The 15,264-nt window shown below is 61.0% G+C and carries 16 protein-coding genes; 2 read left to right on the top strand and 14 right to left on the bottom strand.

Translation table 11 applies throughout. The features are described from left to right. Window positions 1-365 precede the first annotated feature (365 nt). From AB1576_14450 to AB1576_14385, 14 genes are all read right to left on the bottom strand, one after another. Window positions 366-1,025, bottom strand: coding sequence for an aspartate/glutamate racemase family protein (locus AB1576_14450; protein ID MEW6082926.1), 660 nt, complete (start codon window positions 1,023-1,025; stop codon window positions 366-368). Next, complete coding sequence (locus AB1576_14445) at window positions 1,022-1,786, bottom strand: aspartate/glutamate racemase family protein (GenBank protein MEW6082925.1); 765 nt, start codon at window positions 1,784-1,786, stop codon at window positions 1,022-1,024. Before AB1576_14445 ends, AB1576_14450 begins: the two co-directional genes overlap by 4 nt. Further along, the gene (locus tag AB1576_14440) at window positions 1,783-2,898 is read right to left on the bottom strand and encodes a DUF917 domain-containing protein (GenBank protein MEW6082924.1); all 1,116 of its coding nucleotides are present in this window, start codon (window positions 2,896-2,898) and stop codon (window positions 1,783-1,785) included. Before AB1576_14440 ends, AB1576_14445 begins: the two co-directional genes overlap by 4 nt. A 21-nt stretch (window positions 2,899-2,919) precedes the next feature. Then, window positions 2,920-3,897, bottom strand: a complete 978-nt coding sequence (locus AB1576_14435; GenBank protein ID MEW6082923.1) for an oligopeptide/dipeptide ABC transporter ATP-binding protein — start codon at window positions 3,895-3,897, stop codon at window positions 2,920-2,922. Then, window positions 3,894-4,886, bottom strand: a complete 993-nt coding sequence (locus tag AB1576_14430; GenBank protein MEW6082922.1) for an ABC transporter ATP-binding protein — start codon at window positions 4,884-4,886, stop codon at window positions 3,894-3,896. Before AB1576_14430 ends, AB1576_14435 begins: the two co-directional genes overlap by 4 nt. 3 nt (window positions 4,887-4,889) lie before the next feature. After that, window positions 4,890-5,741 carry an ABC transporter permease gene (locus AB1576_14425; protein MEW6082921.1) on the bottom strand — a complete coding sequence of 284 codons (852 nt, stop codon included), beginning with the start codon at window positions 5,739-5,741 and terminating at the stop codon, window positions 4,890-4,892. Between the two features lie 20 nt (window positions 5,742-5,761). Beyond that, on the bottom strand, window positions 5,762-6,778 hold the full coding sequence (locus AB1576_14420) for an ABC transporter permease (protein MEW6082920.1): 1,017 nt from the start codon (window positions 6,776-6,778) through the stop codon (window positions 5,762-5,764). Between the two features lie 92 nt (window positions 6,779-6,870). Continuing rightward, window positions 6,871-8,088 (bottom strand): aminopeptidase, encoded by a 1,218-nt coding sequence (locus tag AB1576_14415; GenBank protein MEW6082919.1) that lies wholly within the window; start codon window positions 8,086-8,088, stop codon window positions 6,871-6,873. Continuing rightward, window positions 8,075-8,785, bottom strand: coding sequence for an aspartate/glutamate racemase family protein (locus tag AB1576_14410; protein ID MEW6082918.1), 711 nt, complete (start codon window positions 8,783-8,785; stop codon window positions 8,075-8,077). The genes AB1576_14415 and AB1576_14410 overlap by 14 nt, the downstream gene beginning before the upstream one ends. 147 nt (window positions 8,786-8,932) lie before the next feature. After that, window positions 8,933-9,229, bottom strand: a complete 297-nt coding sequence (locus tag AB1576_14405) for a hypothetical protein (protein MEW6082917.1) — start codon at window positions 9,227-9,229, stop codon at window positions 8,933-8,935. A 14-nt stretch (window positions 9,230-9,243) separates the two neighbouring features. Further along, a complete protein-coding gene (locus tag AB1576_14400; protein ID MEW6082916.1) occupies window positions 9,244-10,830 on the bottom strand; it encodes an ABC transporter substrate-binding protein in 1,587 nt (528 codons plus the stop codon). A 92-nt stretch (window positions 10,831-10,922) separates the two neighbouring features. Beyond that, entirely contained in the window at window positions 10,923-12,530 is a 1,608-nt protein-coding gene (locus AB1576_14395) for a PucR family transcriptional regulator ligand-binding domain-containing protein (protein MEW6082915.1), read from the bottom strand. 57 nt (window positions 12,531-12,587) lie between these two features. Further along, the gene (locus tag AB1576_14390) at window positions 12,588-13,637 is read right to left on the bottom strand and encodes a hypothetical protein (protein MEW6082914.1); all 1,050 of its coding nucleotides are present in this window, start codon (window positions 13,635-13,637) and stop codon (window positions 12,588-12,590) included. 395 nt (window positions 13,638-14,032) lie between these two features. After that, the gene (locus AB1576_14385) at window positions 14,033-14,260 is read right to left on the bottom strand and encodes a hypothetical protein (protein MEW6082913.1); all 228 of its coding nucleotides are present in this window, start codon (window positions 14,258-14,260) and stop codon (window positions 14,033-14,035) included. 707 nt (window positions 14,261-14,967) lie between these two features. Here AB1576_14385 and AB1576_14380 point away from each other — a divergent pair. Both AB1576_14380 and AB1576_14375 read left to right on the top strand, forming a co-directional pair. Next, window positions 14,968-15,186: a hypothetical protein gene (locus AB1576_14380; protein ID MEW6082912.1), complete on the top strand. Its 219-nt coding sequence runs from the start codon at window positions 14,968-14,970 to the stop codon at window positions 15,184-15,186. Then, the coding region (locus tag AB1576_14375; GenBank protein MEW6082911.1) for a helix-turn-helix domain-containing protein at window positions 15,113-15,264 on the top strand (152 nt) is incomplete at its 3' end. The genes AB1576_14380 and AB1576_14375, both read left to right, overlap by 74 nt.

The raw sequence follows: 15,264 nt of genomic DNA, 5'->3' as shown, positions 1-15,264 counted from the left end.
CTGCGGAGCGAGACGCTCCGCGGTCGGCGTCCCTCCGAGGGAGGTCGGGGCAGGGGAATACCCCTATCCTCGGCGGCACCGCTGCCAGAGGCACACGGCCCGCCGCGAGATGGTCTGGCTCCGGCACTGGGGTGCGATCCCCCGGCGCAAATTGTCGGGAGCGCTGTTCGCCCGGCGTCTTAGCAGTTGATAAAACGCTATGCTTTTTGGAACGGTTAGCGCCTCCTTTATTGAGCCATATCCTGGAGAAGCACAGGTTCATGGCAAAGGTGGTTCCGGACCTTAGACCAGGGTAGGCTCCCGCAAGGGAAACCAAACCCCTTGCCGTTGAGGACAAGGGGTAGGCCCTTATCTCCCTGGGATACCTATGGCCGCAGCACGCAGGTGCTCAGGGCACAAGCCAGCATAACCGCGGAGAGCAGTGGTTCCACCACGGGAACGGGCACGGACTCCTGGATTGCCTGCCGCAGGGGAACCATCCCTGTACAACCCAGGACCACCGCTTCAGACCCGAGGGATTCCACCATAGCCGCCGCTTCTTTGGCGATCTGCCGGAATGCCTCCTCTGGGTGCTGCACCAGCTCCAGCACAGGGACGTCCACACCCACCGCCCCAGCCAGGCGCGGCCCCAATCCCAGCCGTGAGGCCTGGATCTCGGTCCACGGCCCGGAGTTCCTCATCACCGATACTACGGAGAACCGGTGTCCCAGGAGGGATGCCAGGATCATAGCTGACTCACCCGCCCCGGCGACGGGCACCTCCGTGAGCTCCCGCAGTGCCGCGATGGCAGGGTCCACGAAGCAGTTCAATACCACCGCGTCATAGTCCCCCGCCATCTCGGAGACGATCCTGGTGAGTTCCGGCGCCGCAAAGCTCTCATCGAAGAAGGTCTCTATGGAGGCCGGGCCCCTGGTCACCCTAATGACCGTGACCTTGGCCTGCCCCCTGACTGCCTCCTCCAGGTACTCCTTCACCTCGGTCACGTGTTCTGAGGTTACGGGGCTTAAGACCAGGATTCGTTTCACGCGCACCCACCCCCCAGGTCATACCCGGCAACCTTCGAGGTATCGGCTGCCATGTAAAGTCCTGCCCGGCTGTGGCTGAGCCCCATTGTCAGGAGTGCTACCACAAGGCCAAGGGCGGCACGAAGGGGTTCGATGATGAACAGCCCGGTTCGCCTGGCGATCTCCGGAGCCATGGAGGCCATCCCGGTGCAACCCAGTAAGACAGTGTCTACTCCATGTTCTCTCGCGCCAGTCACCACTGCCCCTACCAGCGCTTCCGGGACCCTTGGAGCCGCATCCAGGAGGTCAGGCACGCTCATCCCCACCGTGAATGCTCCGGCCAGTCTTCCATGAAGGCCTAGCTCCCGGGCATACTCCACCGACATTCGCAGGGCCCTGTCCGATACTGATGCCACGGCGAACCGCCGGCCGAAGCCTGAAGCACACGCGAGCCCTGATTCCCCTGCCCCCAGCACCGGCCTTTCGGTGACCTCCCGGGAGGGGCGCAGCGCGGGGTCACCGAAGCAGTTTATCAGAAAGGCATCGTAATCCCAGCGTCTTTTCAGGAGAAGGCTCAGGACCGCAGGTTCCGCTAACCTCGCATCAGCAGCGCTCATGATGGCCGCTGGGCCCTCCGGGAGGCCTTCAACATCAAAGGAAAAACCTCCGGGTGCCACAGTGTCCAGGCACTCCTTGTCCATATCATCCCAGGGGCTCTGGAGCACCGGGTTGATCACAAGCACCCGCCGCAGTCGCCTGGCCCCTTCCTCCCCGCGGCTCATCCGCCCACTACCTCTTCAACCGGCTTGTACTCCATGTCCAGACCCAGGTACCTGGGGCCGAAGACCTCAAGGCCCCGGTCCGTACGCCACATGTCGTGGGCCCTGAACCCAATGACCGAAACCTCCATCCCTGCCTTGGCGTGGGGGTTCATGATGGGATTACCTGTGTCGCGTTCCAGGACACAAATCAGGTCCGGTATTGTGACATACACCTCGCCGTCAAGCCACGAGATCATGTTCTCATTCCTGAGCCAGATCTTCAGGGTGGACCCAGACCACCTGCCACTTCCCTCCATCTCCATGTTCCCCTCGGTGAACCCGCCGGTGTCCTCCCACTCGCAGTCCCGGGTGAGCCTTCCCTCAAAGAGCCGGAAGCCCTCGCCGGCCTTGCGGATGGCCTCGACAGCGTCTTCCCCGGCCTCGGCGGCGCGGCGCTTGGCCTGGCCGATGGAGAGCGCGAAGGAGATGGCCCCCGGTATAACCGCACCGCGGAGGTCTGCCGCCTTCACCGGGGTGTCCACAACCCCCGCAGTCCCGCCGGCGGACACAGCTATTAACCTGGCGATGCTCTCAGCGCGTTCGTGATTCAGCACCTCTTTCACTATGACCACGTCGCCGAACCGGGTAGCTATCCCCATGGGCGCTACCGGCAGGCCACAAATGTGGAAGGTTGAATGGGTGATCTCCGGCACCGAGCGTCCCGCAGGGTCGGCGTCCACTATGGAAAGCCCCATGGAGGCGCCAGTCACAAGGGCAAGGGCAGTGTTCCCCCCGCCCAGCTCCGCCGAGATCACCGCGCGCACTGGCTTGCCCAGGTAGGCCTCAATCTCCCTCAAGGCAAGGCAGGGTTCAGGTTCGTCGATCTTGGGGAACCTGGCGAACCTCGCCTCCCTCTCCGGGTCCACCGGGGAGATGGAACCGCAGAAGTAGGGGCATACAACGATATCGTCATCCATCAGCTCATCCAGGTCGACCAGGGTAAATGGGTGCCCTTCCTCATGAGCCTTCCTGGCCATTTGGAGTCCCTTTTCCAGGCTGCCGCCTCCGCCTGTGCCAAGGATGGCGCAACCGATCAACATGTCCTCGATTTCGCTGATACCGAGTTTGCGCATGGCTTCTCTTCCTCCAATCTGCTAGTCGCCCCTGACTACGTGGCACGCCACACGACGCCCGTTGACCTGGAGCAGCTTGGGCTCCGTCTCCCGGCATGCAGCCTCAGCGAGCCTGCACCGGGGGTGAAACCGGCACCCAGGCGGGGGGTTGGCAGCGCTGGGGACAGCGCCCTCCAGGACGATGCGCTGCCGTCGCACGGCGGGGTCGGCCACGGGCACCGCCGAGATCAGCGCCTGTGTGTAGGGGTGAAGCGGTTCTTCCAGAAGGTCCTCGCTGGCGCCCATCTCCACGATCCTGCCCAGGTACATGATGGCTACGGTTGAAGCCATGTGTTCCATCACCATGAGGTCGTGGGATATGAGGAGGTAGGTGAGGCAGAACTGTTCCTTCAGCTCCTCCAGCAAGTTCAGGATCTGGGCCTGGACTGATACGTCCAGGGCTGAGGTGGGTTCATCCAGCACCAGGAACTTGGGGTTTAGGGCCAGGGCCCTGGCTATCCCGATCCTCTGGCGCTGCCCGCCGCTGAACTCATGGGGGTAGTTGCGGCTGTGCCTGGGGTTGAGGCCCACCAGCTGCAGAAGGTCATTCACCCGCTGGTCAACCTCCCTGCGCAAGATCTTGGTGTGTTCCTCCAGGGGCTCGGCAACGATGTCGCGCACCGTCATCCGGGGGTTCAGGGACCAGTAGGGATCCTGGAAGACGATCTGCATGTCGCGCCGGGCCCTGCGCAGGTCCTCTGCTCGCATGCCGGCAAGATCCCTGCCATCGAAGAGGATGCTTCCCGAGGTGGGTTCAATGAGGCGCAACACAACCTTGCCCAGCGTGGTCTTGCCGCACCCGGACTCTCCGGCGACCCCGAAGGTCTCTCCCCTTCCTGGTATGGAAAAGGACACACCGTCGACTGCCCGGACCCAGCCAGCGGTGGAGCCGAACACCCCAGCCCTAATGGGAAAATGCTTCTTCAGTTCCATCACGGTCAGCAGGTTAGGCTCACTCACAGGGCTTCCTCCCGCGGGAGGTCCGCCATGTGACAGGCCACCTGGTGATCATGACCCACAGTGGCCAGTACCGGGGGCTTCCCAGCGCACATACCCTGGCGCTCGGGGCACCTGGGTTCGAACCTGCATCCCGGCGGCGGGTCCACCAGGTTAGGAACCATGCCTTCTATGACAGCCAGCCTCTGGCCGCGGGTACCCGGCCGCGGTACGGCCTTCAAGAGCCCGCGGGTGTAGGGGTGAAGTGACCTTGCGAAGACGGACGGGGTTGGGGCCACCTCCACCACGTTTCCCGCGTACATGACCGCCACGCGGTCACAGGTCTGAGCCACAACCCCGAGGTTATGGGTAATCAGCAGGACAGACGCGTCTATCTCGGCCTTCAGGTCTCCCAAGAGCGCCAGGATCTGGGCCTGTATCGTCACGTCCAGGGCGGTGGTGGGTTCGTCGGCTATCAGAAGGTCTGGGTTACACGAGAGCGCCATGGCGATCATGACCCTCTGCCTCATTCCCCCACTCAGTTCGTGGGGAAAGCGCCTCAGGGTCTCCTCCGGTTCAGGCAGCCGGACAGTCTCAAACACCCTTGCGGCGCGCGCGAAGGCCTCTTTCCTGGTAACGCCCTGGTGCCTCTGGATTATGCGGGTTATCATGTCCCCCACTGTGAAGGTGGGGTTAAGGGATGACATGGGGTCCTGGAACACCATGGCGATCCTCTTTCCCCGCACCTCGTTCATCTCCCGGGGCGTCTTCCTCAGGAGATCCTCGCCTTTAAACAGGATCTCCCCTGAGACGATCCTCCCTTTCGGTCCCGTTATGAGGCCGCAAATGGCCAGGGAGGTCACCGTCTTGCCGCAGCCTGTCTCGCCCACCAGGCCCAGGAACTCCCCTGGCCTTATCACGAGGGACTGGACATCGACGGCCTTCACCACCCCCGCATAGGTCTGGAACTCCACCTTAAGGTCCCTGATCTCCAGGAGCGCTTCTTGGGTCATCTTCTAGAACTCCCTGGTCCGTGGGTCCATGATCTCCCTCAGGCCATCGCCCACGAGATTGAAAGCCAGCACTGTGGCGAAGATCGCCAGGCCGGGAAAGACAACACACCACCAGCTTGTCAGGAAGAATGTGCGACCCGTGCTGACGATGAGACCCCACTCGGGAGTGGGGGGTTGTGCGCCCAGGCCAAGGAAACTCAAAGACGCTGACATAAGGATTATGGACCCGAAATCCATCGACCCCTGCACCACTACGGGGGCGATGCAGTTTGGCATGATGTGGCGGCGGATGATCTTCAGCGGGCTGACACCCGTGGCCCGCGCTGCCTCAACAAAGGCACGCTCCCTGATGGAGACAGCCTGCCCCCTCATAAGCCGCGTGTACCAGGGCCACCACGCTATGGCTATGGCTATCATCGCATTGGTGAGGGTGGGACCGAGCATGGCTGATATCGCCATGGCCAGGAGAAGGGGCGGGAAACTGAGGAAGACATCGGTGGCGCGCATGATGACCTCATCCACCACACCCCCGGAGAACCCAGCCACCGCGCCGAGAGGCACCCCGATGAGCAGGGCAAGCCCGATGGCGAGCACACCGACACTCAGGGATATCCTGGACCCGTAGAGCACCCTGCTGAAGATATCCCTTCCTGCCTCGTCGGTTCCGAAGGGATACTCCCACCTAGGAGAGAGGAACTTGTGCTCGGGGTCGACCTCCCCCAGGGCATGCCCGGGGAATGGCGCAATGCAGGGCGCCAGGAGAGCAACGACGAGCAAGAGCAGCACAAACAAGAAACCGGACAGGGTCAGCGGGTTCTTCCTGAGAAGGTGCACAACATATAGTGCCTTGTCCATGCGCGCTATCTTCACGTTCCTCACCCAATCTTTATTCGAGGATCCAAGAAGGCGTGGGCTATGTCCACCAGCGTATTCAGGATCACGTAGAACACCGCAATGAGAATTGTCACGCCCATGATGGCGGGGTAGTCCACGGTTATCACGGAGAGGGCTGCGTAGTATCCCAGGCCGGGCCAGCTGAAGACCGCCTCTATCAGGAAGGTCCCCGCGAGGGAGTAGGCGAAGGACAGCGCGACCACCGTTATGGTGGGGCCTATGGCGTTCTTCAACGCGTACCGGTAGATGACCAGTAGGTGAGGCAGGCCGTATGCCTTCGCCACCCTTATGTAGTCCTCCCCCATCACCTCCAGCATGGATGAGCGCGTCATCCTCATGACCAGGCCCACCGGGTACGCCGCCAGGGTCAGGGCCGGGAGTATGATGTGCAGGAGGGCATCCTTGAAGGCCACTATGTTGCCGGAGATCACCGTGTCCAGGAGGTAAGCGCCGGTTACTCTCGGGAACGGCGCGATCCACCGCATCTGGCTGGATATCCTGCCGCCCAGCGGGAGTATCCCCAGCTCCTTGAAGAAGACCAGCTGCAGGATCATCCCCAGCCAGAAGGTGGGCATCGAAACCCCGGCAATGGCGAAGGTCCTGTTGGCGTGGTCGAACCAGGAATCCTTCCTCACCGCCGACGCCACGCCTAGAGGGATGCCCACGACCAGGGATAGCGCCATGCCAACGACGCACAGCTCGAGGGACGCGGGGAGAAAGGCCTTGATGTCCTCCATTACCGGCTGGTGTGTCCTAATGGACATTCCCCAGTCACCCCTGAGGAGGTCCGACATGTACCGGTAGTACTGGACGTAAAGGGGCCTGTCCAGGCCCAGCTCGATCCTGGCCCGGGCGATCTGCTCAGCTGTGGCCTTGGGCCCCACCCAGCGCGCCGCAGGTTCGGACGGGATGACCCGCGCGATCATGAACGTCATGATGGTCACGCCAAGCAGGACTACTAGTCCCAGGAGAGCCCTACGTATAACGAATGCCTTCATACTGTTCACCCGCTTGAAGTGGAAAAACCTCGAGTACCCTGGATGCAGCGCCCAACCGGAGAGGCTCCGCCGTCCCCTGGAAACCCGGTAGGTTACTGCCCCCTGCCAAGGACTGCCCAGGCGAGGGGAGCCACGCCAGGATGGACCACCTCACCCTTGTCCAGCAACTGCACTCCATCAAGCCACACAGAGGAGTTGAGGCAGATCCCATCGGTATGGCTCTTTGCCATTATGCCGTCGGGTGGGGCGTCTTCCGCGCTCTGGTAGCCCATGCCCCACTCTGTGCAGCCCCACACCCGCTCGTCCTCAAGCACATTCCCGGTCAGCCTGGCGTTGGGATTGAAGCCGTAGCAGATGTGGGCAAGCCTGAACATGTTGTCATCTTCCAAGGCCTTGAGCCACGCCAGGAATTCCTGGGCCTCAGCTCCGCCCTCGATCCTCTCAACACGGCCACCCCGTACATGAAGCGTCACCGGCTGGGAGACCTTCCCCACAGGGGGTGAGATGGAACCGTCGAAAACGATCCTCCCGTTTATGCTGGAAAAATCCGGGCACCACCCTATCTGCCCGGAGAGGAAGTGGACCCCGGGAACACCGGCCGAGCCCATGTCGCAGGACATGGGGTTGCCAGGCACGTTCTCGAACTCCACGTCAGTGCCTGCTGGTGTGGTCACCCTCATCTTCCTCGCCGCCTTCGTCATCGCCCTGATCCTCTCCATGAACTCTCTCAGGAGCTTGTGATCCACCCTGCCAATGGTTCTCACCATCATGTCCACGTTCATTCCAACGAGGCACATGTAACGTATCCGCTGGTTTGCCTCCATGACCCTTTCATAGGGAGTGGAATATAGGAGCCACTTGTTGTTGAACTCGACCCACACATCCGTCTCCTTCAAACACCCCGACAGGACGTCCACAGGGAGCATGGCGTCGGCGGCCTTGCCCACGCCCAGAGGCGAGGCGGTGAGAAGCACCACAGGCTTTGCCCCCAGCTCAAGGGCCGCACGGCCCGTGGCCATGATGACGCGGGCATCGGATTCGGTGTCGCAGGTCATGACGATGGTCTCTCCGGGCTTAAGGCCCAGCACTTCCTCACACAGGACGCGGGCTGCATGCCCCAGCTCGAACTCATATTCACTGAACACATCTCTCGCCACCTTTGCTTCTTGGTGCTCTCCGTGGCCGGGCGCTCCCGCCAGGCCCTGGCAGTCCCTGGAAGGCCTGGTAACAGCGCCGCCGGCCTGGGAGGACATCCCCCATCCAAGGGGGTTCGCCAAGGCCTCGCTGGACTTCAGCTCACCTTGAGACAACCTCGTTGTACACAGGTTCGGGAAAGGACCGCTTGCTCTGGGCTATCCCCATCCCGGCGAAGGCCTCCACCAGCTTCAAGGCGGCCTTGCCAGGGGCGATCACGGGTACCCCCAGGAAACCTTGCAGCTCTTCGTCTAGGCCTAGCATCGCGCCGCACCCGAGGACTATGGCGTCCGCACGGTCCTCAGAAACCATCTTACGGGCAACTTCCCTGGCTCTCTTGGCCATCTTGGGCTGGTCTTGAAGCTCCAGCACAGGCATGTCCAGGGCCCGGATGGAGACGAGACGGTCCCCATGGTAGCGCCAGGCTAGAGACCAGGTGGCCGAGTAGTCGCGGGACACTGGGTTCAGGATCCCGTATCGCTCGGCGACGGCCAAGGCCAGCAGGAGCCCGGCCTCCATGAGACCCACCACGGGTATGGAGACGACCTCCTTGGCTGCCCGGACTCCGGGGTCTAAGAAGCAATAGACTACCGCTCCGGAACAGCCTTCCTCCTCTGCCCGTCTCACCTCTTCAACCACAGCCGGGGCAGCCAGCGCCGCCTCCCACTCACTCTCTAGGGCCACCGGGCCCGTGGCGAGGTTCACCACCTCCAGGTGGGTCCCCGGCGCGGCAACCTTGGAGAGCTCGGCCCTGGTGGCTTCGTTCCAGATGCCTGTCGCAACGGGCATGACAAGGCGTATCCTGGTGCTCATCTCCGGAACCCTCCTTCTTGCCATCCTGGGGCCGGCAAGGAAAGAAAGGAAAGAGCCGTTAGCCCCATCCTCGACGAAAGCCTCACGCCCCACCAGGGGGTGTTGCGCTTGATAGGCCCTAAATCCACCCGGGGGATGTGAATGCGTCTAGTCCCAGAAGCCGTGCCTCACAGGGTGCCGGTAGACACAGGTGAGGTCCTCCCCGCAGCCTCCGCTTCCCGGGTGGCACTCGGCATAGCCTTCCTGGGCCTGGGCTGGCACGCAGCCTTGACTGCCTGCACGTGCTTGAAGGCGGCACGGATGGCCTCCCTGGCGCCCGGCCATCATGGTGCTGTGGAGGATCATGCTGCCCCCCCGCCTCTCATCCTCCGGATGACCCCTCTTACTCTCCCTGGTCAAGTCCCTAGGAAAGGGGCGCCCCCGGGAGGGCACCCCTTTCTTCACTCGCCTGCTCCCGGTCACTCTTCCCTGTAACAGTCGTAGAAGAAGACAACATGGGGGTAAGCGGGGTTATCCTTGTACCCCTTGAAGTTCGCCCGTAGCGGCCGGACGTACTGCTGGTCATAGATGTAAAGGGCTGCCGCATCCTCGATGAGGTGCTCCTGGGCCTGGGCGTACAGCTGGCTTGACTTGTCCCTATCTAGGCCCGCGTGCTTGCTTGCCTCATCAACCAGGGCATCGTAGTCTGGGTTCTTGTAGTAGCACAGGTTGAACACGATCTCCTCCTCGGAGTAGAACATGCCCCGCAGGAAGCTGATGGGGTCTGCCACGTCTGGCCACCAGTAGAACAGGAATATGTCCTGCCTGTCCATGGGATCTGGGGACTTCGCAAGGTCCCACTGGCTCTCCCAGGGCATGCCGCGGATTTCCAGGTCAATCCCTAGTTTCGCCAGCTCAGCCTTGTAGAGCTCGGCCGTCCTCCGCTCGAAATCGTCCCCAGACACGTAGGTGAGAACCAGGCTGAAACCCCCGTCCGGGTACCCGGCCTCCTCTAGCAGCTCGCGTGCCCTGTCCAGGTCATGAGTGTACTGGAAAAGGGATTCCTCATGGCCCCAGAGCCCGTAGGGCACCGCGCCTCTGGATTGCCTGGCGTAGCCATACATGACGTGGTCGATGATGCCATCGTACGGCATGGCATAGCTCAAGGCCTGCCTCACCAGCTTGTTGTCAAGGGGCGGTTTCTCTGTGTTCAGGTGGCCGAAGAGGGACTGGAATGACGGGGTCACGCTTATGGTAATGCCCGGGTTAGCCCGCAGGGCCTCTATGTGCTCGAAGGGCAGCGCCTCTATGAAGTCAGCCTCGCCGGCTTCCAGCATTTGCCTTCTGGTGGACGCCTCGGGGACTACCTTCTGGACCACCTTGTCGAAGTGGTGATCCTCCCAGCCCCCCCAGTACTCCTCGAACTTGGTGAGAACCAGTTCCTGCCCACGCTCCCAGCTCTCCACCATGTAGGGGCCGGTGCCGCAGGCATTCCCCTCAAGGAACCACTCATGTCCCTTCTCCTCGGTGACTACCGGGTCAAAGATGTAGGCGCCGTAACCCGCCGCCGCGATGATATCCAGTGGAGCGGGATACTCAAGGACGAACTCCACCGTGTACTCATCCACAACTCGGATCTCCTCCACGGCATGCCAGATGAAGGACGCACCCATTCCCCGTTCTATGGTGCGCTCGATGGAGTACTTCACAGCATCCGCGTTAAACGGGTTTCCAGTATGGAACTTCACGCCTTCCCTCAGCTTGAAACTCCATACGAGCCCGTCTTCAGATGTGCTGTACTCGGTGGCCAGGATTGGAACGAGCTTGTCTTCAAAGGGGTCATACCTCAGCAGGGTTTCGTAGATGTTCTGGAGGGCGACGATCTCGTTGGAGAAGGTGTCACTGGGGTCCCAGAACACCACAACCTCGCTGTGCCTGATGGCCGTCGCAACCTTGGGCGCCGCCGGTTGCTCAGCAGGTTGGTTTGACCCGCAACCTGCCAGGGCAGCCACTAGCGCCAGTACCAGCGCGAAAACGGCAAAGCGCACCCAGCCTTTGGCCTTCATGTCTCTCAATACCCCCCCTGTCTCTAGGTTTCTGCCTGGGATTAATGAGATTATATATCAGCTAAGCAGCCAGGCGCCATTGCCTCATCTGTCTAATCCACAGCAGCCTGTTGGTCCATTTTGGACAAAGAGGACAGGAGCCGGCGGGCCTTTAGGGCCAGGAAGAACTTGAACCGGTTTTCCGGGCAGAATGGATCCTCCCTGAGCACCTCCTGTACCCTCTTCAGGCGGTATTTCAGGGTACTGCGATGCACGTATAGGCCTTGTGCTGCAGCTGTGATGTTTTCCCCTGCGTCCATGTATGCCTCGAGGGTGCCACAGAGGTTGGTCCCGTTGGCTTCATCATACCGCATGAGATCGTACAGAACCTGCTCGCAGAAGTGCCTGATCTCCTCGCTCCCCTTAAGCATAGCCAGGAGGCGGTACGCCCCCAGGCTCTCGTGATCCGTAATGCACCCGTATCCAAGCACTCGCCGCCCCAGAGCCAACGCCTCCCTGGCCTGGCGGTAGCTGCGGGGCAGGCAAGCGAACTCCTCGCATACACCTCCGATGCCGATGGAGACTGTGAGGCTGGGAAGGGCCACCTTCAGCTCGGCAGATATCCTCTCGGCGGTGGTCCTGGATGTGGCCTTGACCTCTGAGGCCGAGGCCAGCCTGGGGACATCCGGAAGCATGATTATGCTGTCGGATATCTCCTCAGCGATGCTGCCCTGGGAATGCGCGCCCAAGATCTCACACACAACACGGTAGATCCTCGCCTTGACCTCCCGGACGTGCGCTTCTCCCTTGCCCGCGTTAGCAAGGCAGTACTCTTCGAAGTTGTCTATATCAGTTACCATGACTACCTTCTTATGGCGGAAGTCCCAGCCATAGTTCCTGGCGCGCATCGTTATCGCATCGGTGTCCATGAACTCCTCGCACAGGAAGTCCGCCAGGAGGTCCACCTTCAGCCTCTTCTCGGTCTCGTGGACCGCTCGCCGCTTCATGAGTTCCAGGGCGATTACGGTGATGCCCTGGTTTACCGCGGCGTTTTCCACCTCTCCAAGCCCATGCGCGGGCACGGCTACGAGGAGCTCTCCCAGGCTCTCCCCACCCACGACGATGGGCCAATGCGAGCAACCGTCCTTGCTTAACGTGAGGCCCGTCTTGGCAATGAACTGTTCAGGCTCGTAGGACCGGATGCCAACGTCCCCACCCACCCACTCGCTGAGGGTGTTCACGATGGCCTCAAGCCCTTTCCCCTCCAGGATCACGCCTGTGAGAGCCTGGCGGACCTCCTCAGTGGACTTCAGGAGGTGGGCCTGCCGGTTCAGGATGGTTCCAAGGATTGGGGTCAGGATGTCAATCCAGCTCACAGATGGAGCCACCTCGATCAGGGGAAACCTCACCTGGTCTGCCAACCGGATGAGATCCGGCGGCATACCGCCCAGGTAGAGGTTGGGCTCCACAGCCAGACCCGCACCCCCGACCTCGCTAAACTCCCTCAACACCCTTAACTGGGCACCCAGGGAATCCCTCACAGCGTAGAAGGTCGTGAGGAGAAGCACACCAGGTCTCAGCCAGTCTGTCACCTCGGGCATTTCCATGACATCTACATGGGTTATGATCCTGTCAAGACCCTGGCGGCCAGCCACCACCCGGCACTTCCTGAGACCGCCCACCTGCATAGCTTCCCTTACTGTTATACCCACCTGGCTCATACCCCCTGAGCCCCGAAGACCGGCGCCAAACCCCAAGGGCCCTTGCTGAACCGCACCCTACCCCAGGCACTCCGTGTCAAGAACACCGTCTTTCATGAGGCACACCCCGTCCAGGTACAGGGTGGCGTTGGGAACCACGAAGTCCTCGTGCACATCCGCGGAGACTTTGCCTCCCATGTGGGAGCTGTCCCCTATGGCAATGTGCACTGTACCACGGATCTTCTCAGCCTCCAGCAAATTGTCGGGCCTTGTGGCACAGGGATTCGTCCCGATGCCCAGCTCTGCGCAGTTCCTTCTTTCCGGGAAGCGAGGCTCCATGCCGGACTCCAGGAGTTCCCGCAGCCCTTCACCAACCCGGCCGCCCCCTTCCACCTCAGTCACGGCGCCCTTCTTGAAGGTAATGGTCAATGGGCGCTCCAGCTCGGGGTACCACCCAGCGCTCACCACCAGGACCCCCTCGCAGGTCCCCTCCAGGGGCGCTATGTAGGCCTCCCCCGCAGGCAGGTTGCCCCAGGCACCCGGAGCATCCAGCACTCCAGTATCAGCCTTGGCCGATCTCCCCTTGAGACTGAGATGAAGATCGGTCCCGTTCTTGGACACTACTCTTGCGGAGGATGCTCCCGTGAGGATCCGGGCAATTCGCTCCGTCTCCTCCTTCATGGGGACCAGGTCGGCAAAGAGCGCGCCCTCAGGATAGAACATCTCGGCGGTTACACCCGGCATGCTTGCCACCCTGCGTCCAAGGGCCGTCGCCTCGCTCCGTGCTACCGTGTGAGTTAGTGAGTGGGTTGTCATGGCAAGGATGACGTCATAGGCCTTCATTAGCTGTGACGTCTCACTGTCTGGCTCACGACCGCTCCCGCCGCATGAGGGGTACGGGTGAAACTTGACCCCTGACAAGAAGCCGGAAATCTCCTCCTGGATGATGCCGGAGACTGTCCTGGCCAGCATCAAGCGGGAGACGAAGTCCTGGAGGGACTCGAGGCTCTTTCCCTTCCACTCGGGGATGGACGGCACATCCGCAAGGACCAGGACGTTTTCGCCCTCCTTGACACCCATGTTGCCTTTGACCATACGGAGAACGCTCTCCGCTATGACGTCCTTCATAGAACCCTCCCACCTTTCACTCCCCGCCAGCTCTTGCCAGGACTTTCGCGCACCGGCCAAGACTGGGCGGTTTCCCAGGTAATTCGGCACCTCTGGGGCCGTAACCTCCCACAGAATGGCGTACCCCGCGTTGCCCGGCTGGCTGGTGCCCTGGGAAAAGAACCCGCCAGCACGGAGAGAAGAACCTGTCCCAGGACTTGCCAGGATCCTGCAGTGTACACACGGGCTCGGGGAGAGGTGGGGCTGTAAGGTTATCGCCGCCGCCATGCTCCGGGCGGGCATCACCCGGGACATTGACGCGGGAACGCTCGCCTCACGGGGGTTCGCTGGAGATCTGAGGGTAACCAGGAGGCGACCGCGTTGCCGTCACGCTCCCGCCACGAGTACTGCCATCCTCAACCGGGAACGGTCAATTGCACGCCTAGCACGATTAGGAGATCAATGACGAAGTAGCCGGCAGCGTGTGAGACAGTGCTGGGAATGATGGAGTCCGATTCCAGCGCTATAATGCCCCAGAACAGCCCCGCGACAGCCGGCGCCAGCACCTCAGGGAGGCACTTTCCCACATTGACGTATACATAAGGGATCAGGTGAACCAGGACAGCGAAGGAGACAGCCCTCAAGTTCGCCACCACCTATCTACTAACAGGATGTACCGTCACTACTTTACTGATGGTCTGAACATATACTCCCAACTCAGAGAACAAGGTTACGTCCACGAGCGCGTGCTTTCCTCGTCCAAGAAACCGAGAAGGCACTGCATTGGGTCCATACACTGGCATCGAATGCCAAGGCCTTCATATCAGGTGCCTACCACGGTCTTGACCAGAAACACTTGCAGCTAGGGGGTATTCCCTTGACGCTAGTAGCCCCAACTGGTAGTGTCTTAATATGAGGCAGACTCCCTCCGAACACTTCGGGAGTTCGCGGCAAACTGTTCTACCGGCTCTTTGAGCAGGCGGTGGCCGTGGACCCGGCACCCTATGCCGCGATGGTCAAGGGCGTGCGCGGTCCGAAAAGGAAGCGACACCACTACCGGTAATAGGTACTTGAGTGAAGGGAATACCCCCTTTTTGCAGGTTGAATGAATATCTTTACGGCTCCAACCGAAGGCCGTGCCAGAAGCAACTCCTTTTTGCTAACTGCCTGCATAACCCGTTCAATCGTGACTCGTGCTGTTCTAACTTGACAGCCATCTTTGGCCATGAACCAGGGAAAGCCTCGACCCGGCCCCCCCTTGGCCGGAGCCTGCGGAGGATGAAACAGTTACCGGATAACTGACTTTTCCTCTAGAAACCTGCCCGAAGCATTTGACAAGGAGGCAAGAATGATGTATACTATAAACGAGATTGGTGAGGATTTCGTGGTGGTCAACGGTGAACGGATTGAAGTTGACCCGCCATTTGAGACCGTGCCAGACAAGCAAGAATATGAGATTTGGTTGAACGAGGTAATGCTGGATGCTGTTGAGGCAATTGGAAGTAGAGAGAGCATACAGGATTTCCAAGACCACCTTGCATCGGTGGCTCAAGGACGGAAAGCTGACTGACCATCGTACCGTTGGCGGACACCGCAGATATGACAGCGCAGAGATTGAGCGTCTTCTGTCTGTGGCTGATGGTGTTAC

Source organism: Bacillota bacterium (genome assembly GCA_040754315.1).
In the GTDB taxonomy this organism is placed as follows: Bacteria; Bacillota; Sulfobacillia; order DUSP01; family JBFMCS01; genus JBFMCS01.
This window is presented reverse-complemented; position numbering and strand designations above follow the sequence as displayed.